Raw genomic sequence first — 21053 nt, 5'->3', positions numbered from 1 at the left:
CGGCCGCCCAGTCCACCTGCCGTCACCCCGGCGAAAGCCGGGGCCCATCCTGACATCTTAAGATGGATCCCGGCTCAGGTCCGGGATGACATCCAGGTTGGGCTGACTTCCCTCGACCAGCCTACCCCACCAACTCCGCCCGGAACGAGTACTTCGCCTCTGCCCCTGGCCCGAGCAGCGCGGTAAACGGCCGTTTTTCCAATTCGTCACTGCCGCCAACCTCAGCCGCAGTTCCATGCCACGGCTCAAGGCAAATGAACCCAGCCCCCGGCTTGGTCCAGAGCGCAAAGTTCGGGAGGTTTTCCCAGGACATCCGCACCGCCGGGCCGCCGGGGGCGCCATAGGTCAAACCAGCGCCGGCCCCATCTGGAAACAGCAGCGCATCCTTTGAAAAATCAGCATCATCGAGCGCCAGCGTCCCGGCCTTGAACGGCGAGGTCTGTGGCTCGCGATTAACGAGGCCGCCGGAAAGCTGAAACAGCGAGGGTTCGCCGCCATTATCAAGCGTCACCGTATGCCCCTTGCCTTCGGCACCCGGCAGCGGCCAGGCAAAGGCGGGGTGAAACCCGACGCCATAGGGCATGACCGTCTTGTCAAGATTGGTCACGGTCGCGGTGACGATCACAGCGCGCCCCTCGAGCCGGTGCTCGACATCGAGCCGGAAATCAAATGGGAACATGGCCTTGGTCGCTTCGGAGGCTTCCAGCCGATAGGTGCAGTGCTCGCGCCATTCTTCGATGAGCGTAAAGGCGCTGCGTCGTGCAAAGCCATGCTGGCCCATCTGATAGCGCTTGTCGCCAACGCTGATCACATCCATCGGTGCGCGCCCGACCATCGGAAAGAGGATCGGCGAACGGCCGGTCCAATAGGTCGCGTCCCCGCTCCAGAGCCAATTTCGCCCATCATGGGTCGAGAGCGACTGCATCTCCGCGCCGAGCGCGGCCACGTCAACGGTCAGCTCACTATTGCTGATTCGAGTGAGTTGCATGCGTCCTCCGGAAGCTTTGGATTGGGCAGCGGATCCTAGCCTGCGAAGAGGATCGAGGAAACCACTGTAGAGCGATATCTTGAGTGATTAGCAGGGGCCGAGTAAGCAGCGGGTAAAGGACCGCTCATGATCTTGCCGCCGCTGCCCATCGATGCTGCCCTGCCCGCCTTGGCCGATGCCCTCGCCAACGGAACCAGCGCCGTGCTCGTCGCCCAGCCCGGCGCCGGCAAGACGACACGCGTGCCATTGGCGCTCCTCGATGCACCCTGGCGCGGCGATGGCCGCATCATCGTCCTCGAACCCCGCCGCCTCGCCGCCCGCGCCGCCGCCCGCCAGATGGCAAAACTTCTCGGCGAAACTGTCGGGGACACGGTCGGCTATCGCGTTCGCATGGAATCCAAAATCTCGGCCAAAACCCGCATCGAGGTCGTCACCGAGGGCGTCTTTACCCGCATGCTGCAGGACGATCCGGAACTGAGCGGCACGGCCGCCGTCATCTTCGACGAATTCCACGAGCGCAGCCTCGATGCCGATCTTGGCCTTGCTTTGGCGCTCGACGCCCGTGCCCTCCGCCCCGATCTAAGGCTCCTCGTCATGTCCGCCACCATCGATGGCGCCCGCGTCGCCGCACTCCTTGATGGCGCCCCGGTCATCGATAGCCCCGGCCGGACCTTTCCCGTCGAAACCATCTATGCCGAGCCCGATCCATTGGAGCGGCTCGAAGACCAAGTCACTAAATCCGTGCTCCGCGCCCTTCGCGAGCATGAGGGCTCGGTACTCGTTTTCCTGCCGGGCCAAGGCGAAATCACCCGCACCGCCGAGCGCCTCGCCGGCCGCCTGCCGCAAGACACCGACCTCGCACCGCTTTACGGCCAGTTGACGCCGGCCGAGCAGGACGCCGCCATCCAGCCTGCTCCGGCAGGCCGCCGCAAGGTCGTCCTCGCCACCTCGATCGCCGAAACCTCCCTCACTATCGAAGGCGTGCGCATCGTTATCGATGCCGGCTTCCGCCGCGTGCCTGTCTATGAACCGGCGACAGGCCTCACGACCCTTGCCACCCAGCGCGTCTCCCGTGCCGCCGCCGATCAGCGGCGCGGTCGTGCCGGCCGTACCGCGCCGGGCATTGCCATCCGCCTCTGGAACGAAGGCCAAACTTCGGCCCTAGAAGCCTTCGACACGCCCGAAATCCTCGCCGCCGACCTCTCAAGCCTCGTGCTCGATCTCGCGGCCTGGGGCGTCGCCGATCCCGCCACGCTCGCCTTTCTCGATGCACCGCCCCCGCCCGCCTGGAAGGAAGCCAAGGCCCTTCTCACCCGGCTCGATGCCATCGATACAGATGGCCGTCTGCCCCCCGCTGGCAAAGCCCTCGCTAAACTGCCGCTCCATCCGCGCCTCGCCCATATGGTCGTTGCTGGCGCGGAAGATGGCGACGCGAAAACCGCAGCTGAACTCGCCGTGCTGATCAGCGAGCGCGGCCTGGGCGGCGAAGACACCGACCTCGCCCGCCGTCTCGACCGCTTCCGCACCGATCGCTCCCGCCGCGCCGACGATGCCCGCACCCTTGCATCGCGCTGGGCCAAGCTCGCGGGTGGACGGAATGACGAGCCGCGCGACCCCGGCCATCACCTCGCCCGCGCTTTCCCCGATCGCGTCGCCCAGCCCGCCGGTCCCCGCGGCCGCTTCCGCCTCGCCAATGGCCGCCAGGCGCAGCTCGATGAAACCCACGCCCTCGCCGGCGCGCCCTTCCTCGTCGTCGCCGACGTCACCGGCAGCGCCACCCAAGGCCGCATCCGCTCCGCCGCTGCGCTCGACCCCGCCGATCTCGACGCGCTCTTCGGTCATCACATCACGAGTGAAACGACGCTCACCTTCGACCCCGCCTCCGGCGCGGTCCGCGCCCGCCGCCAGCGCCGCCTCGATGCCCTGCGCCTCGCCGACGAACCCGCGCCCGTCACCGATCTCGAAAAAGCCGCCACCCTCCTCGCCGAGGCCGCCGTCAAACGGCCTGACACCTTGCCCTGGACCAAGGACCAAAAAGCCCTCCGCGCCCGCGCCAGCTTTTTGAGACAGACCCTTGGCGATGAGTGGCCCGATCTATCCGATGCAGCCCTGGCCAGTGACCCGGCCTGGCTCACCCCCCATATCCTCGGCGAAACAAAACTCAGCGCCATCTCCGCCGACCATCTCGGCCAAGCGCTCGACGGCCTCTTGCCCTGGGCCAAAAAACAAGAGATCGAAAAGCTTCTGCCCAGCCACTTTTCCGCGCCCTCGGGCAGTCACCTCCCCATCGATTACGCGTCCGAAAACGGCCCGGCCCTCGAAATCCGCGTCCAGGAACTGTTCGGCCTCGACCGCCACCCCAGCATCGCCAATGGCCGCATACCGCTCTTGCTGGTGCTCCTCTCCCCCGCCCATCGCCCGATCCAGACGACCCGCGACCTCCCCGGCTTCTGGCGCGGCAGCTGGAAAGACGTCGCCAAGGATTTGAAGGGCCGCTACCCCCGCCACCCCTGGCCCGAAGACCCGATCGCAGCGCCTGCAACGAGCCGCGCGAAACCACGCGGGACGTGACTGGCTCACCGCCAACCGCCTCCTTCGTCATTGCCCGGCTCGTCCGGGCAATCCATCCCGCCTCCGCAGGGACCACCGGGACAAGCCCGGTAGTGACGACATGCTCAAAAATCGCAACAAAAAACCCGCGGCTCGCACCGCGGGTTCTGTTCGTTCAAGCCGGCGTAAAATTCAGCGCCACGCCATTGATGCAATAGCGTCGCCCGGTGGGGGGTGGACCATCGGGGAACACATGCCCCAGATGGCTGCCGCAGGTCGCGCAGTGCACTTCCTCGCGCACCATGCCGTGGCTGCGGTCGATCGTGCTTTCAACCGATCCCGGCAGCGGGTCATTGAAGCTCGGCCAGCCCGTGCCGCTTTCAAATTTCAGCGTCGAACCAAACAGCGGCGTATCGCAGCCGGCGCAGGAAAAAGTCCCCTCGCGCTCTTCGTGCAGCAGCGCGCAACTGCCGGGCCGTTCGGTGCCGTGCTGGCGCATGATATAGTACTGCTCGGGCGTCAGGCGCTCTTTCCATTCCGCATCGGTCCGGGTCACCGGGAAGGCATGGGCATCCATGGCATCACTCCTTTGTCGCACTGTCATTTGCTGCAGATATAGGATTAGTTACGTCCATCCGCCAGCATTGCGATCCATCACATCGCGCTGACCAACCCCGCATTGCCGCCCGCTCATCTACCTTTCCGGCGGCAGGTCTTCGTCCTGAGGTTTTCGTGTCCGACCATATCGTGAGGGACATTGCCGCCCTCGAAGCGCTCTATCAGCCCGCCCCTGCCGCCGCCTCGACCGTCAAGGTCGCTCACACGATGACCCCTGATTACAGGCGCCTGATCGAAGCGAGCCCCTTTGCAGCGCTCGCCACCGTCGGCCCCGAGGGGATCGATTGCTCGCCCCGCGGCGACAAAGCCGGCTTCGTCCGTATTGCCGATGACAAGACCCTGATGATGCCCGACCGGCGCGGCAACAACCGCATCGATTCCCTCCGCAACATCGTCCGCGATCCGCGCTGCGCCTTTCTGTTTCTTCTCCCCGGCTCCGGCACCACAATGCGCGTCAATGGCCAAGCGCATCTCTCGATCGACCCGGACCTCCTCGAAAGCTTTGCCGTCGACGAAAAAGCCCCGCGGACCGTCATCGTCCTCAAAATCGAAGAACTCTACTTCCAGTGCGCCCGCGCCATCATCCGCTCCGAACTCTGGAACCCGGCGCGCCACATCGACCCGACAACGCTCCCCACTCCCGGCGAAATCCTCGCCGGCATGACGAAAAACGAAGTGGGCGGGGAGAGCTACGACAAAGCCTGGCCCGAGCGCGCCAAAGCCACCATGTGGTAAGCGTCACCCAGCTTCCGGCTCCGCCCGGCGCCTCGCGAAGAAAATCGTCACGGTGACACCTTCATCGGGCCGCGAGCGTACATCGAGGCGTGCCCCGGCATTTTCCTTGAGCGTATGGACGATCAGCGCACTGAGCTTACCATCCTTGGGCCAAGTTGCCCCATCTGGCAAACCCACGCCATCATCGGCCACGATCACCTTGCAGCCGGTCTCATCGACCAGCGCATGCACCTTGATCGTCCCGCCGCGGCCTTCGGGAAAGGCGTGCTTGAGTGCGTTGGTCATAAGCTCGTTGACGACAAGCCCGGTCGGCATTGCCACATTGATCGAGCAAGGCCAGCTATCGACCTGCAGATTGAGGCGAATGCCCTCCGAGGCCTGCGCCGCCATGACGGCGGATGCCACCTGGCTGAGATAGGCACCGAGATCGATGCCCTCGTCGGTATTTTCCTCGTAAAGCGCGGTGTAGAGCAGCGAGAGCGAATTTATCCGTCCGGCCAAACGCTGAAATGCCTCGCCATGGTCATCTGGCAGCTGCCGCGCTTCGAGGCGGATAAGTGCCGTGATCATCTGCAGGTTGTTCTTGACCCGGTGCTGCAGCTCGCGCAGCAGCGTGTCCTTTTCCTGCAATTGGCTGAGGAGATCGTCCGTACGTCCAGGCAATGGCGCGACGGCAAGAAGACGAAAGCGCTTCGTCCCATCATCGTCTTCGATCACGCTTGTCCAGGCTTCGATATGGTGGCCGTTGCGGCAATGAAACCCACCAATATGGTCTTCGCCCGAAACTGCCATCTTTGACAGCATGACGTTGCTGCCGTCGGCCTGAGCGCAATCAGGCAGGCTTTCCCATTCCTTACCAAGAATTGACTCGTCAACCCCGACCAGCGCGCCGAACGTTTCATTGAAATAGGTAATTCGCTCGTTGGGCTGCAATGCGGAGATGGCGACGCCAAGCGGCAGGTGATCGAGAAAATGGCGGAATCGGTCGCTGCCGAGCGCATCCGCAAGGTCAGGCGCGTCGAGCAATTTGTCGACTGCGCCCTGCGCGTTGATGTCGTTCAAGAGATTCGTCCTGTTAGGCCAACACACATGAAGTCTGAACTTTGACACTTGGTTCCACAATCCCGCCTTTGGCGTGTTTGAGCTCGAAGCGGATCCGTCCTCCTCGAGATTGACCTGGGTGTTCACTGGTCATGGCTGCAAGGAGAGCACGATGGCGGCGGCCAGCCATCCGAAAAGACCGGAAAGTTCAGCACTTAGACTGTTTCGGCCGACTGAGGCCGCCCGTCAAACTGGGTTGATCTATGTGCGCCTCGCCACCCAGGAAGGCAGCCACCTCAACGTCGAAATCTGTGGCGCTGTGGTGTGCGCGAATGTTGGCTGTATGCCCTTAAAACTCCTGATCGCGGCCGCGCGCGCGGCCAGGAAAGCATATCGCGCCGCTGTCTTCGAATGTCGTCGAGGCAGTTTGGCGCGCCGCGACCGATCCGTCTGCACCCATGTGCATGCCCGCGGGCGCAGACGCCGTCGCTTTGGGTTACTAGCAAAAAAAGTCCCTGGCGCAGGCTATCGCTGCGCCAGGGAGCAAACTTGATCCAAGAGGGAATTGGCTTCCGCTGCTTCAGTCCTTGCTGCTCTCCAGGCGGAACATATCGTCGCCTTCGCCAATCGAGATCAGGCCGGTCTTGGAGTAGAGGTCCAGTTTTGCCCGCGTGTCGGCAATGTCGAGATTGCGCATGGTGAGCTGGCCGATACGATCTGCAGGGGAGAATGGTGCATCCTCAACCTTTTCCATGCTCAACCGCTCTGGAGCATAGGTGAGGTTGGGGCTGTCGGTGTTGAGTAGAGAATAGTCATTGCCGCGGCGCAGTTCGAGCGTCACTTCGCCAGTAATGGCATTGGCCACCCAGCGCTGGGCGGTCTCACGCAGCATCAGGGCCTGCGAGTCGAACCAGCGGCCCTGGTAGAGCAAACGCCCGAGGCGCAACCCGTTGATCCGGTATTGCTCGATGGTGTCCTCGTTATGGATACCGGTTACGAGACGCTCATAAGCGATGTGCAGCAACGCCATGCCCGGCGCCTCATAGATGCCGCGGCTCTTGGCTTCGATGATGCGGTTCTCGATCTGGTCGCTCATGCCAAGGCCATGGCGGCCACCGATGGCATTGGCTTCGAGCAGCAGGGCCACAGGGTCGGTAAACGTCTGGCCATTGAGCGCCACCGGCTGGCCTTCAACGAAACGGACGACGACTTTTTCCGCCTTCACCGCACAATCGTCGCGCCAGAACGGCACGCCCATGATCGGGCTGACGATCTTGATCCCGCTATCGAGGCTCTCGAGGTCCTTCGCTTCATGCGTCGCGCCGAGAATATTGCTGTCGGTCGAATAGGCCTTTTCGGCGCTCATCTTGTAGGCGAAACCGTTCGACGTCAGGAACGCCGACATTTCCGACCGGCCGCCCAGCTCGTCGATGAATTCCTGGTCAAGCCAGGGCTTGTAGATGCGCAGGTTTGGGTTCGTGAGGAGGCCATAGCGGTAGAACCGCTCGATGTCGTTGCCTTTGAAGGTCGAACCATCACCCCAGATATTGACCCCGTCTTCCTTCATCGCCGAGACCAGCATGGTCCCGGTGACAGCGCGACCAAGCGGGGTGGTGTTGAAATAGGTCAGCCCGCCGGTCGAGACATGGAAGGCGCCTGCCTGGATCGCTGCAATGCCCTCATGAACCAATTGCGTGCGGCAATCGACGAGACGCGCATTCTCCGCGCCGAAATCCATGGCCTTGCGCGGGATCTCGTCATAGTCCGCCTCGTCGGGCTGGCCGAGATTAGCGGTATAGGCATAAACCTTGGCGCCCTTGAGCTTCATCCAGAGCAGAGCTGCACTCGTGTCGAGACCACCCGAAAAGGCGATGCCGACCTTATCGCCCTTGGGCAGGCTCTTCAGAATTGTGCTCATTTGTCTTCTCCGGTGAGATCTAGATGGCGACGCAGCGCTTCGATACCTGCGCGAGTAGCAAATTTCGCCTGCGCCAGCTAGCGTCCGATCGGCTGACAATGGTGTTTAGCTTCCACCATCTCATCTCAATTTTTTGGCGATCCGTAAGCCAAACCCGATCGCAGATAGGCCTACCTGGTGCAAAAAGCCGCGGGTCCACAACCTACTCTTTGGAGTCGTTCGCTGGTTGTCGCGGCGATACTCTCAGGGTTTGCGCATAAACGTTGAATTGACGCGCATTGCTATACGCCGTAACAATTGCTCGATGTTGATGAGAAACGTCTTGGTCGTAGTAATCGCGCGCATGGGCACGGCAGCATAGCTGCCAGGCGAAAGCACCCCATGCGCGGAAAAATCAGCCCCTCACAGGGGCTTTTTTATTGCCTCGCTTTTCACATCAGCAACGGGCTCCGCTTATGCCGGATTCATCCGCTTCTCCTCGCCTCTCGACATTGATCGTCCTGTCGGCGCTTGCCATCTTGCCGCTCAATGTCGTTCTTCCATCTCTTCCTCAAATGGCGGCCGACTTTGGCGTCCATTATGGACTGATCGGGTTTTCGCTGGCGGCCTATGCAATTGTATCAGCGTCCCTTCAGTTGGTTCTCGGCCCGCTATCTGACCGGTTTGGTCGTCGGCCAGTGATCCTCGGTGCTATAGGGATATTTATCGCCGCGACAATTGGGTGCGCCGTAGCGCAGGATATCTGGATTTTCCTGGCTTGCCGCATGACGCAGGCAGTGATCGCCCCAACCTATGGGGTGTCACTGGCGGCGGTCCGTGACACGACCAGCCGGGAACAGGCCGCAAGTAAGTTTGGGTATATCGCCATGGCTTGGGCGATAGCACCCATGCTCGGACCCACGGTAGGCGGGATCATCGATCAGCTGTTTGGCTGGAGGGCTACTTTCTACGCCCTAGCGCTCCTTGGGTGCGCGGTCCTAGCTTTGTGCTGGGTCGACCTATTCGAAACAAACCGGTCACGTTCTCAAACGATGCTGGCACAATATAAGTCCTACCCCGCACTGCTGGGGTCCAGGCGCTTTATTGCGTATTGCCTATGCATGGCTTTCTCAGTTGGGACTTTTTATGTGTTCCTCGCTGGCGCCCCAATCGCCGCTTCCGCCTTCAATTTGTCACCTGTCGTTTTAGGCCTCTACATGGGCTCAATTACTGGCGGCTTCATGCTCGCAGTTTTCTGGCCGGACGGTTGGCGGGCAAATTTCCGCAGGCCAAATTGCTGATTGCAGGGAGAAGTGTGGCGTGTGTCGGGCTCACGTTTGGCATCGCGCTTTATTTTTCTGGCATCGATAATGTGATGACACTGTTCGGGCCATGCCTTTTCGTCGGCGTATCGAACGGACTTACGCAGCCCAGTGCAAATGCTGCAGCAATTTCGGTTCGCGCAACCCAAACAGGAAGTGCAGCCGGTCTCGCCGGCGCAATCACCGTGGCCGGTGCCTCCGCTATGGCAGCGATCGCAGGTGCCGTTCTGACTGAAGACAATGCTCGGGCCGGCCTGCTTTTGATGATGCTGGCCTCGGCGGTTATCGCCCTGGGCGCAGCCCTGTTTGCTCGCCATTTCGAAATGAACACGCCCAAACGACCTGATGCACACCGCAACGGTCCGTAGATCATTCGCGAATGGCCTTCACTTGTCGTTGGTGCGGGCCGAGTTACTCGGCAGGATCTTGGGCACTACGGCGAGAATGATCAGCATGATCAATGCCGAGAGCACCGCCGTGGCTTCGAGCCCTAGCCCGGCGATGACGCCGATGCCCGCAGTTGCCCAGATATTGGCGGCGGTCGTTAGACCTTCGATCTGATTTTTAGTCGCCCGCACGATAATCGCGCCCGCGCCGAGAAAGCCGATACCCTGTACGATCCCCTGGAGGACGCGTGACATATCCTCGATCGGCATGCCGCTTTGCGTCGGCCCGATGACGAACAGCGCCGCGCCAACGGCGACCAGCATATGCGTTCTGACGCCGGCACTTCTGCCCTTCCGCTCCCGCTCGTAACCCAAAATGCCGCCCAGGATTGCGGCGATCAGCAGACGCATCGTGATGCGCGTGAGAGTGGAGACGTCCGGAACGTCTGAGAATTCGCTGACAATTGTTGACCAGATCTGGTCTATCAAAGTTTTACCCTATGGTTTTGGTTAGGAAGCATCAGGCAAAGCACAGCTCATGCAGCGCCAAAAGGCCACTGCTTATCGAGCAGCTGCCTCAAGCGGATGAATCTGAAATCAGGCGACGCCGCCACCGCCGACAGCGCCAAAAACTTCGCCATTGAGGTAGCTGCCTTCCTGACTGGCAAGAAGTACATAGATCGGCGCGAGTTCAACAGGCTGACCGGGCCGACCGAAGTCGGTTTGCTCGCCAAATTTTTCGACCTTTTCGGAGGGCTGGCCGCCGCTCGGCTGCAGCACCGTCCAGAACGGCCCCGGCGCCACGACATTGGCGCGAACACCGTTCTTGATGAGCTGTTGCGATAAGGCCTTGGTATAGGCGACGATGCCGGCCTTCGTCGTGGCATAGTCGAGAAGAATTGCCGAGGGGTCATAGGCCTGGATCGACGCCGTGGTGATCACGGCAGCACCCGGTGGCAGATGCGGCGTCGCGGCCTTGGCCGTCCAGTGCAGCGCATAGAGATTGGTTTTCATCGTCTGGTCGAAATCATCTGAGCTCAGCTCCGCGATACTCTCACGATATTGCTGGCGCGCTGCATTGATGACGAGAATATCGAGGCCTCCCAGGCCCTCGACCGCCTGCTGCACCATAGACTGACACCAGCTCTCGTCCTTGATGTCACCTGGCAGCGCGAGGGCTTTGCGGCCGTCCGCTTCGATCAAGGCAATGACTTCCTTGGCATCGGCTTCTTCGCTGGGCAGATAGCCGATGGCAACGTCAGCGCCTTCCCGCGCATAGGCAATGGCGGCCGCGCGCCCAATGCCGGAATCCCCGCCGGTGATCAGCGCTTTTCGGCCCTTGAGCTTGCCCGAACCCTCGTAGCTCGTTTCCCCATGATCGGGCTTCGGATCCATCTTCTGCGCAACGCCTGGGGCGGCCTGTGGCTGTTGCGGAAAGGGCGGCTGTGGATATTGGCTGCGCGGGTCCTGCATCTCGAGACGGTCGGTCATGGCTCTCTCCTGTTTTGCCATGACGAATGAATTGAGAGAGTGGGGGTTCCGCCCTTGTGATCTTGAACACAATCGTCGAGACGGAAACGCTCTTCCCCCTCGTGCTCAGACTTCGTTCTTCTGCACGATGCAATTTCCGCCCGCGGCGGTCAGGCGATTGCAGAGATCCTGCGCATCTTGGCGGGTCTGGCGGCCGACCATGGCCGAAAAGCGCGTGCGGTTTCCAAACCGGGGATTTCGCACCGTGATCAACATCAACTTCTCATCGGATAGTTCGGCCGCAAACTCAGCCTGCGCCGCCGCAAATCGGGTTTGCGCCTGATCGGCCGATGCGCTTTGCGCAATGAGCACGCCCCAGGGCTGCCATTCTGCGGGTCGCACAGTGAGATCGGGACTTTGAACGGATTGAGCCATGTCGATGCAGGCCGATTGGAAATCGGTGTCCTGATCGAGCGTATAATCCACCTCGCCGACATTGCCTCCGAGCCAAGCGTCGACCGCACGGCCCGTGACAATCATCACATAGGCCCGGGTTTCCGCCGGAAGCGAACCACCGCCATTGGCGATGTAGCGGGTGATCCTTCCCTCGCCACCATTATAGGCCGCGGCTGCCAATCCAAGATTTCCAAATTTGAGTTCGAGGAAGCGGAGATATTCGGCGGACCGTGCCATCGCTTCGGCGGGATCGAAAGGATCGACCAAGCCGCGGAGGCGACCAGTAGCGGGCATGAACTGAGCGATACCCTCTGCGCCCGCCGGACTGATCGCTGCGGGATCGAAGCGGCTTTCCTGCCAGATGAGACGCGCAAAATAATCTGGCGGCAGACCCCAATGCGCCGCAAAAACCGCGATGGCCGCGCAGACATCCTCACGGTATTGCGCGGCTGAAATGCACACCTCTTGCTCGCCCACCACGGTGCAGGACTGCCCGGCCGGCTCCTCACCCAGGCTTGGCGGCACATGCCCATGGCTCATAGCCAGTGCCATCAGAACCGCTGAAAAGTGGCGACTAAACTTCACCGTAATGCCCTGATGTTGACGTTTAGAAAAGCGCGTCGCTGCTGTGCCGACGATGATAAGCGCAATCAACTCATCCCTTGTTCCGTGCGACGTTAACCGCTGCTCATCGTGTGGCCCGGCATCCCCCTCGCTGCACACCCGGCCCCAATACAATCTTGGGGTCAAACCAGAGCGCGACTTTTTCTTGCCCAGACCAGCCCTTATGGTGTCCGCAAACACCGGTCGTGGATTTTGAAACTGCAAAAAACCCTTTTGGCGCTCGCCCTCATCCTTGCATGCACTGGCGCCTCTGCCGCCGAGGACAACTCCTGGCCTGCCGAGAAGTGCCGGGGCTTTGGCGAAGCCTGGGCACGGGCGCTCGAGACCTATGGCTCGGACAACATCAATTACAACTTCCTCGCCCAGAACGAGAATTTCATCGCCAATGGCTGCACAGCCGAAGCTGGCATTTGCCCGCAATCGGACCAGGAACTGGAAATCGCCAACGCCATCACCTTCGAGATGATGAGCTTTGGCGCAGCCAGCACATTCCTGCCCTATCGCTGCGAGACCTCGGCGCTCATTGTTAGGGTCAGCCAAGCTGAACCAGCCTCGGTCGAAGCCCAACTTTGCCGCTCCCAGCTCGAACTCCTCATTCGCGGTGGCAAACTGACCAAGGACGAAGAGGCCGTGTTCGAAGCCCAATGCGCCTGTCTTGAAAGCAACACCACTGCCGATGGCGCCGCCTGCGCGCAATAGTCTGGCGCGGCCACTAAAGCATACACCAGCCCCTCGATAAGCTGGCCAACAATGTCGCGGCGACCTGAACGAGTCAGCCAGCCCTTGACTTGTATGGAAGTTAAAGCAATCTTGCCGCTGTCTGAGCGGGGTTAACCTCTCAGGAACGGCCGGAGACACGTCATGGGCCCAAGGGCCCAGCCAGGGTATGTGGTAAAGCGTGAGCTACGCGGTACGTCTTCTGTCTGACCGTCTAAACCACGGACAGATGTTCGTATCGACCTTCTGAGTTGCCCGCAAAATGAACTCAACCGTGCGGTCGCGGTTGGCGGGACGTCCCATTCCCAGCAGCGCCGCATCAGGACCCCAAATGGGGCAGCGGGAGGATGGAATGGTCTCACGTGCAGGCGGCACAGCCGAAAAGCTCTTGCGACGCATGGCGTCTGTAACAGCCCCACTCTCGCATCACCATCGACATTGATCACACCCCGACCAGCGCAGCCAATGCGCAGGCAAGAGGTACGTCACTCAAAAATCGATTGCCCTCTACACCGCACGCGAGGGCCGAAACCAAGAATACTCAAGGGAGGAACACGATGAGCAAATTCACGAGACGAACGTTTTTAGGCGTGGCCGGCTCGGCCGTGGCGTTTTCGGCCATGCCGCGTTTCGCTTTCGCGCAGGATACCGCCGTCCGCCATTTCTGGTGGGGCAATCCTGAGCGCGACAAGCGCACTTTCGCGGTGATCGATATCTACAATTCCAAAAATCCTGGTGTGAAAGTCAGCGGTGAAACCCTTGGCTTTGCCGATTACTTCACCAAGCTCACCACCCAGATCGCTGGCGGCAATATGCCGGACGTGATCCAGCAGGGCTATGGCGTGCTATTCGAGTACATCGCCAATGGCGCCGTCGTGCCGCTCGACGACTATGTCGGCAAGAGCCTCGATATCTCCAAAATGGACCAGAGCGCTATCGACGCCGGTACGGTGGACGGTCAGTTCTATGCGCTGTCGATCGGCGCGAACTCGCATATGGCCATGTACAATACGCGCCTCTTCGAAGAGGCCGGGATCAAGATCGGCGAAACCTTCGACCCCTACGCCTATACCTATGATCAGTTGAAAGACGTCGCCAAGGCGATCAAGGACGCAACGGGTGTTGCAGGCACCGACGACAACACTGCCGACTATCAGAACTTCTCCGATTTCACCGTCCAAAAGGGCGCCAACCTTTATAACGAGGATGGCTCCTATGGCCCGACTCAGGAAATCGTCGAGGAATATTGGAGCACTTGGGCGGCGATCCGCGATGCTGGCGGCACCCCGCCGGGACCGGAATCTGCAGCGCTCGCCGGCGTCTCCGAACTGAGCCAGCTCGGCGTCGTCACGGGCAAGTCGGCCATGTCCTATCTCTGGAGCAATCAGCTCGTCGGCGTGCAGGGCTTGATGCAGGATGCGCTCGGGGCCGCGGTCTATCCGAACACGCCAGACATGATCCCGGGTTCGGTTATCCAGCCGAGCCAGTTCGTCTGTCTCACCCGCAACAGCGCCAATCCCGAGGCAGCCACCGCTTATATGAGCGCCTTCGTCAACGATCTCGACATGACCAAGGTCCTCGGCCTCGAGCGCGGCATTCCCTCCAATGCCGAGGTGCGCGCCGCACTCGAACCCGATCTTTCGCCGGCCGAAAAGGTCTCGGTCGAGTTCTTCGACAAGATCCAGGGCAAGACCGCGCCATTGACCGCGCCGCCGCCAAGTGGTTCGGCCGAAGTGGAGCAGACCTTCGAGCGTCTGGCTGTGTCGGTGCTTCTCGGCGAACGCAGCATTCCCGAAGTGGCAACCGACTTCCTCAATCAGGCCAAGGCGATTTTGGCACGCGCCTGAGCCTGACCAGACCCGCCGCGTCTCTCCCTGGGGGCGGCGGGTTCTCTCTTCTTCATGAGGCTGGGATGCACAAGTTTCTCAAACGCAATTTTGCCGGATACGCATTTCTCTCGCCGTGGCTGATCGGGTTTTTCCTCCTCGCCATCGGACCGATCCTGGCTTCGCTCTATCTCAGCTTTACCAAGTACAATGTCGTCCGGCCGCCGCAATGGATCGGCCTCGATAACTATGCCTACATGTTCCAGATGGACCAGCGCTTCTGGAAGGCGCTGCAAGTGACGTTCACCTTCGTTGTCGTCTCCGTGCCGCTCAAGCTCATGTTCGCGCTGGGCGTGGCCATGGCACTCGACAAGGGTATTCGCGCCATTGGCTGGTATCGCGCGCTGTTCTATCTGCCATCCATTCTCGGAGGCTCCATCGCCGTTGCGATCCTTTGGCGGCAATTGTTCAACTATGGTGGCGTCATCAATTCCATCCTGCGCCTTTTCGGCGGCGATGGTCCCTATTGGTTGTCCGATCCCAAATATTCGCTCTGGACGCTGATCGTCCTCGCCATCTGGCAGTTCGGCTCGCCCATGCTGATCTTCCTTGCCGGACTCCGCGCCATTCCGCAGGATCTCTATGAGGCTGCCGAGATCGACGCGGCGGGCCCGGTGCGAAAATTTTTCTCGATCACCGTGCCGCTCCTCGCGCCCGTGATCTTCTTCAATCTGGTTCTCCAGATGATCGAGGCCTTCAAGAGTTTTTCGGGTGCCTTCATCATTTCGGGCGGCACCGGCGCACCACTCGATAGCCTCCTCTTCTTCACCGTCTATCTCTACAACGAGGCGTTCAGTTTCCTCCGCATGGGCTATGCTTCGGCGCTCGCCTGGGTGCTGCTGCTGATCATCGCCGCCTTCACCGCCATTGCTTTCTGGACCTCGAAATACTGGGTCCACTATGAAAACGAGCGAGGCTGAGCCGTGAGCGAAACAACCATGCCCACGCAATCGACTGCCGACATCGCCCGCGCCTATCGCGCCGCCAAGGAAGCCCGCGCCAAGCGCTCGGCCTTTCTCAAGCATATCTTCCTGATCATCACCTCGCTGATCATGGTCTATCCGCTGATCTGGATGCTCGCGAGCTCACTCAAGCCAGACAATGAGATCTTCGGCGATCTCAGCCTCTGGCCCAGCGAATTCCAATGGCAGAATTACTGGACCGGCTGGAATGCCCTTCCCGTCAGCTTCACGCGCTTTTTCTGGAATTCGACCGTCGTCACCGTGCTCTCGGTGATCGGCAACGTCATCTCCTGTTCCTTTGCCGCCTACGCGTTCGCGCGGCTCGAATTCTCAGGCAAGACGCTCTGGTTTGCGCTGATGATGATGACCTTGATGATCCCCTATCACGTCGTCCTCATCCCCCAATATCTGCTCTTCCTCAACCTCGGTTGGGTCGACACCTACCTGCCCCTCATCGTGCCGCGATTTCTCGCGGGCGACGCCTTCTTCATCTTCCTCATGATCCAGTTCTTTCGCCAATTGCCGCGCGAATTGGATGAAGCGGCGATGATCGACGGCTGCTCGCCCTTCAAGATCTATTGGGCCATCATCATGCCGCTCTCGCTGCCGGCCATGGCGACCGCCGCGATCTTCTCGTTCATCTGGACCTGGGAAGATTTCCTCGGGCCGTTGGTCTATCTCAACGATATCGAGGACTACACCGTCCCCCTTGCCCTGCGCAGCTTCATCAGCTCCGACGGCGTCAGCCAATATGGCCCGATGTTCGCCATGTCGATCCTCTCGATCCTGCCGATCATCCTGTTCTTCATCATCTTCCAGCGTCTGATCATCCGCGGCATTGCCATGAGCGGACTAAAGTAAAGAGGCTTCCATGGCATCCGTCACCCTCCGCCAGGTTCGCAAATCCTATTCCGGTTTCGAAGTCGTCCACGGCATCGATCTTGCAGTGCAGTCGGGCGAATTTCTCGTCCTCGTTGGCCCCTCGGGCTGCGGCAAATCCACCCTTTTGCGTATGATCGCCGGGCTTGAAGACATCACCGATGGCACCATCGGCATCGGCGATCGCATCGTCAACGACCTGCCTGCCAGCCAGCGCAATCTCTCGATGGTCTTTCAGTCCTATGCGCTCTACCCGCATATGAGCGTCCGGAAAAACCTCGCCTTCGGCCTTTCAAATCTGCGCATGCCGAAAGCCGAGATCGATCGCCGCGTCACCGAGGCGGCGCGCATCCTCCAGATCAAAGAGTTGATGGACCGCAAGCCGCGCCAGCTTTCCGGCGGCCAGAAGCAGCGCGTCGCCATCGGCCGCGCTATCGTCCGTGAACCCCAGCTCTTCCTCTTCGACGAGCCGCTCTCCAATCTCGATGCCGAACTGCGCGTCCAGATGCGCGTCGAACTTGCCAATCTCTACAATCGCCTGGGCACGACGATGATCTATGTCACCCACGACCAGACCGAAGCCATGACCATGGCGACGCGGATCGCCGTGCTCAACAAGGGCAATCTCGAACAGGTCGGCACGCCCTACGAGCTCTACAATAGCCCCAAAAACCTCTTCGTCGCGAGCTTCATCGGCTCGCCCAAGATGAACCTGATCAAGGGGACGGCCACCGCTGGCGGCGTCAACCTCACCGGCTTCGGGACCCTGCCCATTTCAGTCGGCACCGGCGATGTCACCGTCGGCATCCGCCCCGAGCACCTGCGCATCGGCGAGCCGGGCGACGTCAAAATTGAAGGCACAATCACCCTCGTCGAGTATCTAGGCAGCGAACTTTTCGTCTATGTGGCATTGGCCGATGGACAAACCGTGCTCGCCCAAGCCCCGGGCCACGCCAAGCACACCCGCGGCGACAAAGTCACCCTGGGCCTCAACGGCCGCGATGCTCACTTTTTCGACGCCGATGGCGCGCGCATTGAGGTTCCTGCGTGACCTCCAGCCTTCTCGAGACGCTGCGCAGTCAGCACACCGCGTCCCTCATCGGCCCGCTGGCAAAACCCGCCGATGGGGCACTGCTCGACGAGTGGCTGGCGTCAGGCGTCGCCTTCGCCTCGAGCAGTCAACGCCTCACCGACCGCTATTATCAGGCGGTCCGCGAACTCTTCGACTGCATCGCCCCAGCCGCCGACGATACCCCGATCCTCCACGAGGGCGGCATCTATCACGGCTGCTGGCTCGAAAGCACCGGAACCATCAATGCCGAAATCCTCAGCCGCTTCCTGCCCTCGATAGCAACGGCCACCTTCTCCGCCTTCGCCAATCACCAGCGCAAGGACGGCCTCTTCCCCTATAAGCTCACTCCCGCCGGCCCCGCCTTCAACCAGATCCAGCTCGTCAGCCCCCTCGCCCGCGCCGTCTGGAACCACTACCACCTCAATGACCTCGACGACGCCTGGTTAACCCATATGGCCGCGTCAATGGCCCGTTACGACACCTGGCTCGCCACCCATCGCGACACGCTCGGCACCGGCGCCGTCGAAGCCTTTTCGACCTACGATACCGGCCACGACCTCTCCTCGCGCTTTTGGCACGTCCCCGACAGCCCCTTCGGCAATGACCCGACGCGCTGCGATCCCGACAGCCCAATCCTGCCTTTCATCGCCCCGGACCTGACAGCCAATGTCACCTGCCAACGCCACTATCTCGGGCTCATGGCGCAGGCGCTCGGCCACACCGGCACCGATTGGGATGAAAAAGCCGAAGCCAGCCGCGCCGCCATCTTCGCGCAATGCTTCGACGCCGATGACCACTTCTTCTATGACCGCGACCGCCATGGCCGTTTGGTCCGCGTCCAGTCCGACGTGCTGCTCCGCGTCCTCGCCTGCGAGATCGGCACAGCTGACCAGTTTCGCACCGCGCTTGAACGCTATCTGCTCAACACCCGCAAATTCTTTGCCAAATTCCCGCTGACATCCATCGCGCTCGATGATCCGCGTTTCGATCCCAATTTCGCGCAAAACAGCTGGGCCGGTCCGAGCAACTTCCTGACGCTCATCCGGACGCCCCACGCCTTCGAGCACCACGGCCATCACACCGAACTGACCTGGATCATGCAGCCGACCTTGGCTGCTCTCATTGATGCCGATCGCTTCCCGCAAACGCTCAATCCCTTCACCGGCGCGGCTGGCTTTACCGAGAAATATTCTCCCTCGATCCTGACCCTCCTCGATTTCATCGAGCGCCTGTCGGGCATCCTCCCGCGACCCGATGGCACCGTATGGTTCACGAGCCTTCTGCCCAAACCAGTCCTCCACAAGCACGAGCTCTGGGAAACCGCCTATGCCCGAACGGTGGACGGCATTCGCTTCGAACTGGTCAATACGGAAGCCGACGGCACCATCTATCGCGACGGCGAACTCCTTTGCCGTTTCCCCAGCGGTACGCGCGTGACCCTTGATCGAACCGGTCAAATCCGTGCAGTCACCGGTTTGTCGGCCCGTCCCATCCAAGGCACGATCACTTTTGACGGCGAAGACATCCCACTCTCTTTGTCTCCAAACTCAAAACTGACATTGACGAACGGAAACGCCGCAGAACCCAGCGGCCCCGGCTTGGTGCTGCCTCAATATCAATAAGATGCATCAGAGCGTTCTCACCTCTGAGATGGTCGCTCCGCAAGCACACCCTGCACCGCGCTATGGGCATTTTCGCTTTTAGGCTGTAGGTGAAGCGGGCAACCGGAGATCACCATGTCCCCAGTCCTCGGCGTCCTGCTGATCATAGCCCTTATCGGTGTCAGCGTTCTCATTTCATTGTCCGAGATCGCGTTTGCTGCCGCGCGCGATCTTCGGATACGCTCTCTCGCGGAAGCTGGTAACAGCAAAGCGCTCCGCTTTGTCGCGCTACGCGCGGATGCCGGCAATGTTCTGACCGCTCTCCAGATCGTCACCAATGCCGTCTCCATTCTGGCCGGTATTTTAGGACACGACGCCTTCGGCCCACTCTTTGCCGGAGGCCTCGAACTTCTCGGCGCTCCACCGGAACTAGCCCTGGCGATCGGTTCGGTTCTCGCCTTCCTGGCCGTCACCCTGCTTTTTGTCCTGCTGGCCGATCTCACGCCCAAGCGCATCGCCATGTTGGTGCCCGAACAGATTGCGCTGTCGTTGGTCTGGTTTCCGGAAGGTGCGGTCAAGGTATTGAGGCCACTGGTCTGGTTCTTTGGCAAGCTCTCCGATGTCATCATCGGCTGGTTCAATATCGACGCCAAGGTGACGGCCGACGAGGTGACCGCCGAGGATTTTCGCATGATCCTTGCGGGTGGCGCAGCCTCCGGCATGTTGATGAAGAACGAGCAGCGCCTGATCGAAAATGTGCTGTCTCTCGAGCTGCGCAGCGTCACTTCGGTGATGACGATCCGCGACGATATCGTCTTCCTCGATATCCGCGATCCCCACGAGGTCCAGCAGGACAAGGTAAGACGGCGCCCCTTCTCCCACTATCCGATCTGCGACGGCAGCATCGATGTCGTCATCGGCTGTGTCCGCGCGGAAGACGTCCTCGCCACTGTCATCGACAAACACGGTGAAGTCGATTTTGCCTCGGCAAAGCGGGATGTGTTGTCGGTTCCCGATACGCTCAATGTCTGGGAAGTGCTGGCTGAGTTTCAAGCGCAGAACACCGGCTTTGCGCTGGTCGTCAGCGAATACGCCCACGTGGTTGGTGTTGTCACTTTCAAGGACCTGATGGGCGCGCTTATGCAGGGCCTCGCTAATCCATTTGAAGAACAGGCCATCCTCAGGCGCGATGAACAAAGCTGGCTCATCGATGGTGTCGCTCCATTCGTCGACGTCACCCGCGCACTAGGGGTCAAGCATCTCGAGCCTGAAGCGAGCTACGAAACCATCGGCGGCTTCATCGTTCATCGCCTTCGCCGCGCAGCCCGCAAGGGCGATAAGGTCGAGGCTGCCGGCTATCTCTTCGAGGTCGTCGATGCCGACAAAATGCGGCTCAACCAGCTCTTGGTCACGAAGGTGAGTAAAGTCAAAAGCTAGACGCCAGCGCGGCGGTGAAGCAGGCATCCATCTGCTTCAATGCAAATTCTGCTGTCTCGAGCTGCCGACGAGACAGCCAGAATTCAAATCACTAGGGCTTAGGCGCTAGGTGACCCCATTCCGGGTTCCAAAGCCCCTCATCCGCGATACGGACGACGATCCGCTTCAGATTGAGTTGGTCGCGCAACTTCTCTGCATCCTGCAGCGCCTGACGGACCGGCACCGGCACGCACGCGATCTGCTCTACCGCGGCAACATCGGCAACGCTGCGACCGAAAATCTGCGTCACCTCGACCACCACGGCGTCCCAAGGGGTTCGCTCGTCAGGCCTTAACCGTTCATACTCAATCATAATTTACCCCGCCAATTGGCAGGGAAAGCAACCACTTTGAATTAAGTTGCAAACACGTCG

General features: G+C 60.7%; 19 protein-coding genes and 1 pseudogene. 12 read left to right on the top strand and 8 right to left on the bottom strand.

What is annotated here, in order from left to right:
- Positions 1 to 121: 121 nt before the first annotated feature.
- A complete protein-coding gene (locus tag DevBK_RS16390) occupies positions 122 to 988 on the bottom strand; it encodes an aldose 1-epimerase family protein (RefSeq protein ID WP_061909510.1) in 867 nt (288 codons plus the stop codon).
- Positions 989 to 1114: 126 nt separating this feature from the next.
- On the opposite strand from DevBK_RS16390, the gene hrpB reads away from it, so the two are divergent.
- A complete protein-coding gene (gene hrpB, locus DevBK_RS16385; protein WP_317186222.1) occupies positions 1115 to 3559 on the top strand; it encodes an ATP-dependent helicase HrpB in 2445 nt (814 codons plus the stop codon).
- A 154-nt stretch (positions 3560 to 3713) separates the two neighbouring features.
- Here hrpB and msrB read toward each other — a convergent pair whose 3' ends face one another.
- Positions 3714 to 4115, bottom strand: a complete 402-nt coding sequence (gene msrB, locus DevBK_RS16380) for a peptide-methionine (R)-S-oxide reductase MsrB (protein ID WP_061909514.1) — start codon at positions 4113 to 4115, stop codon at positions 3714 to 3716.
- A gap of 155 nt (positions 4116 to 4270) precedes the next feature.
- Between msrB and DevBK_RS16375 the strand changes: the two genes are divergently transcribed.
- The gene (locus tag DevBK_RS16375; protein ID WP_061909517.1) at positions 4271 to 4891 is read left to right on the top strand and encodes a pyridoxamine 5'-phosphate oxidase family protein; all 621 of its coding nucleotides are present in this window, start codon (positions 4271 to 4273) and stop codon (positions 4889 to 4891) included.
- A gap of 3 nt (positions 4892 to 4894) precedes the next feature.
- Here the strand turns inward: DevBK_RS16375 and DevBK_RS16370 are convergent, their stop codons facing one another.
- Complete coding sequence (locus tag DevBK_RS16370) at positions 4895 to 5953, bottom strand: sensor histidine kinase (RefSeq protein WP_061909519.1); 1059 nt, start codon at positions 5951 to 5953, stop codon at positions 4895 to 4897.
- 389 nt (positions 5954 to 6342) lie between these two features.
- Between DevBK_RS16370 and DevBK_RS16365 the strand changes: the two are divergent.
- Positions 6343 to 6435 (top strand): annotated as a pseudogene (locus DevBK_RS16365) (short-chain dehydrogenase/reductase); the annotation flags it as partial.
- Positions 6436 to 6512: 77 nt separating this feature from the next.
- Here DevBK_RS16365 and argG read toward each other — a convergent pair.
- The gene (argG, locus tag DevBK_RS16360; RefSeq protein WP_317186221.1) at positions 6513 to 7850 is read right to left on the bottom strand and encodes an argininosuccinate synthase; all 1338 of its coding nucleotides are present in this window, start codon (positions 7848 to 7850) and stop codon (positions 6513 to 6515) included.
- Positions 7851 to 8305: 455 nt separating this feature from the next.
- Here argG and DevBK_RS16355 point away from each other — a divergent pair, with 455 nt between their 5' ends.
- Both DevBK_RS16355 and DevBK_RS16350 read left to right on the top strand, forming a co-directional pair.
- On the top strand, positions 8306 to 9130 hold the full coding sequence (locus DevBK_RS16355) for an MFS transporter (protein ID WP_317186220.1): 825 nt from the start codon (positions 8306 to 8308) through the stop codon (positions 9128 to 9130).
- Positions 9097 to 9519, top strand: a complete 423-nt coding sequence (locus tag DevBK_RS16350; protein ID WP_317186219.1) for a hypothetical protein — start codon at positions 9097 to 9099, stop codon at positions 9517 to 9519. Before DevBK_RS16355 ends, DevBK_RS16350 begins: the two co-directional genes overlap by 34 nt.
- Before the next feature lie 18 nt (positions 9520 to 9537).
- Here the strand turns inward: DevBK_RS16350 and DevBK_RS16345 are convergent, their stop codons facing one another.
- The 3 genes from DevBK_RS16345 to DevBK_RS16335 form a co-directional block, all read right to left on the bottom strand.
- A complete protein-coding gene (locus DevBK_RS16345) occupies positions 9538 to 10026 on the bottom strand; it encodes an MgtC/SapB family protein (RefSeq protein ID WP_317186218.1) in 489 nt (162 codons plus the stop codon).
- Positions 10027 to 10134: 108 nt separating this feature from the next.
- Complete coding sequence (locus DevBK_RS16340) at positions 10135 to 11028, bottom strand: SDR family oxidoreductase (protein ID WP_062629195.1); 894 nt, start codon at positions 11026 to 11028, stop codon at positions 10135 to 10137.
- 105 nt (positions 11029 to 11133) lie between these two features.
- The gene (locus DevBK_RS16335) at positions 11134 to 12015 is read right to left on the bottom strand and encodes a lytic transglycosylase domain-containing protein (protein ID WP_317186217.1); all 882 of its coding nucleotides are present in this window, start codon (positions 12013 to 12015) and stop codon (positions 11134 to 11136) included.
- A gap of 264 nt (positions 12016 to 12279) precedes the next feature.
- Here DevBK_RS16335 and DevBK_RS16330 point away from each other — a divergent pair, with 264 nt between their 5' ends.
- The 7 genes from DevBK_RS16330 to DevBK_RS16300 all read left to right on the top strand — a co-directional run bounded on the left by DevBK_RS16330 (position 12280) and on the right by DevBK_RS16300 (position 20641).
- Positions 12280 to 12786 carry a hypothetical protein gene (locus DevBK_RS16330; protein WP_317186216.1) on the top strand — a complete coding sequence of 169 codons (507 nt, stop codon included), beginning with the start codon at positions 12280 to 12282 and terminating at the stop codon, positions 12784 to 12786.
- Between the two features lie 575 nt (positions 12787 to 13361).
- Entirely contained in the window at positions 13362 to 14651 is a 1290-nt protein-coding gene (locus tag DevBK_RS16325) for an ABC transporter substrate-binding protein (protein WP_317186215.1), read from the top strand.
- 65 nt (positions 14652 to 14716) lie between these two features.
- Positions 14717 to 15610 (top strand): sugar ABC transporter permease, encoded by an 894-nt coding sequence (locus DevBK_RS16320; protein ID WP_317186214.1) that lies wholly within the window; start codon positions 14717 to 14719, stop codon positions 15608 to 15610.
- 18 nt (positions 15611 to 15628) lie between these two features.
- Positions 15629 to 16513, top strand: a complete 885-nt coding sequence (locus DevBK_RS16315; RefSeq protein ID WP_410494099.1) for a carbohydrate ABC transporter permease — start codon at positions 15629 to 15631, stop codon at positions 16511 to 16513.
- Between the two features lie 10 nt (positions 16514 to 16523).
- A complete protein-coding gene (locus tag DevBK_RS16310; protein ID WP_317186213.1) occupies positions 16524 to 17582 on the top strand; it encodes a sn-glycerol-3-phosphate ABC transporter ATP-binding protein UgpC in 1059 nt (352 codons plus the stop codon).
- Positions 17579 to 19225, top strand: a complete 1647-nt coding sequence (locus DevBK_RS16305; protein ID WP_317186212.1) for an MGH1-like glycoside hydrolase domain-containing protein — start codon at positions 17579 to 17581, stop codon at positions 19223 to 19225. The genes DevBK_RS16310 and DevBK_RS16305 overlap by 4 nt, the downstream gene beginning before the upstream one ends.
- Positions 19226 to 19339: 114 nt before the next feature.
- On the top strand, positions 19340 to 20641 hold the full coding sequence (locus DevBK_RS16300; RefSeq protein ID WP_061909542.1) for a hemolysin family protein: 1302 nt from the start codon (positions 19340 to 19342) through the stop codon (positions 20639 to 20641).
- Positions 20642 to 20732: 91 nt separating this feature from the next.
- On the opposite strand, the gene DevBK_RS16295 is transcribed toward DevBK_RS16300, so the two are convergent.
- Positions 20733 to 20993: a hypothetical protein gene (locus DevBK_RS16295; protein WP_317186211.1), complete on the bottom strand. Its 261-nt coding sequence runs from the start codon at positions 20991 to 20993 to the stop codon at positions 20733 to 20735.
- Positions 20994 to 21053 lie beyond the last annotated feature (60 nt).

Origin of the sequence: Devosia sp. BK (assembly GCF_032907385.1) — a bacterium.
Lineage (GTDB): Bacteria > Pseudomonadota > Alphaproteobacteria > Rhizobiales > Devosiaceae > Devosia.
This window is presented reverse-complemented; position numbering and strand designations above follow the sequence as displayed.

What these genes read in the sequence shown, in the direction of transcription:
- DevBK_RS16390 (WP_061909510.1), bottom strand. Translation starts at nt 988, where the DNA reads ATGCAACTCACTCGAATCAGCAATAGTGAGCTGACCGTTGACGTGGCC.
- hrpB (WP_317186222.1), top strand. Translation starts at nt 1,115, where the DNA reads ATGATCTTGCCGCCGCTGCCCATCGATGCTGCCCTGCCCGCCTTGGCC.
- msrB (WP_061909514.1), bottom strand. Translation starts at nt 4,115, where the DNA reads ATGGATGCCCATGCCTTCCCGGTGACCCGGACCGATGCGGAATGGAAA.
- argG (WP_317186221.1), bottom strand. Translation starts at nt 7,850, where the DNA reads ATGAGCACAATTCTGAAGAGCCTGCCCAAGGGCGATAAGGTCGGCATC.
- DevBK_RS16355 (WP_317186220.1), top strand. Translation starts at nt 8,306, where the DNA reads ATGCCGGATTCATCCGCTTCTCCTCGCCTCTCGACATTGATCGTCCTG.
- DevBK_RS16340 (WP_062629195.1), bottom strand. Translation starts at nt 11,028, where the DNA reads ATGACCGACCGTCTCGAGATGCAGGACCCGCGCAGCCAATATCCACAG.
- DevBK_RS16335 (WP_317186217.1), bottom strand. Translation starts at nt 12,015, where the DNA reads ATGGCACTGGCTATGAGCCATGGGCATGTGCCGCCAAGCCTGGGTGAG.
- DevBK_RS16325 (WP_317186215.1), top strand. Translation starts at nt 13,362, where the DNA reads ATGAGCAAATTCACGAGACGAACGTTTTTAGGCGTGGCCGGCTCGGCC.
- DevBK_RS16320 (WP_317186214.1), top strand. Translation starts at nt 14,717, where the DNA reads ATGCACAAGTTTCTCAAACGCAATTTTGCCGGATACGCATTTCTCTCG.
- DevBK_RS16315 (WP_410494099.1), top strand. Translation starts at nt 15,629, where the DNA reads ATGCCCACGCAATCGACTGCCGACATCGCCCGCGCCTATCGCGCCGCC.
- DevBK_RS16310 (WP_317186213.1), top strand. Translation starts at nt 16,524, where the DNA reads ATGGCATCCGTCACCCTCCGCCAGGTTCGCAAATCCTATTCCGGTTTC.
- DevBK_RS16300 (WP_061909542.1), top strand. Translation starts at nt 19,340, where the DNA reads ATGTCCCCAGTCCTCGGCGTCCTGCTGATCATAGCCCTTATCGGTGTC.
- DevBK_RS16295 (WP_317186211.1), bottom strand. Translation starts at nt 20,993, where the DNA reads ATGATTGAGTATGAACGGTTAAGGCCTGACGAGCGAACCCCTTGGGAC.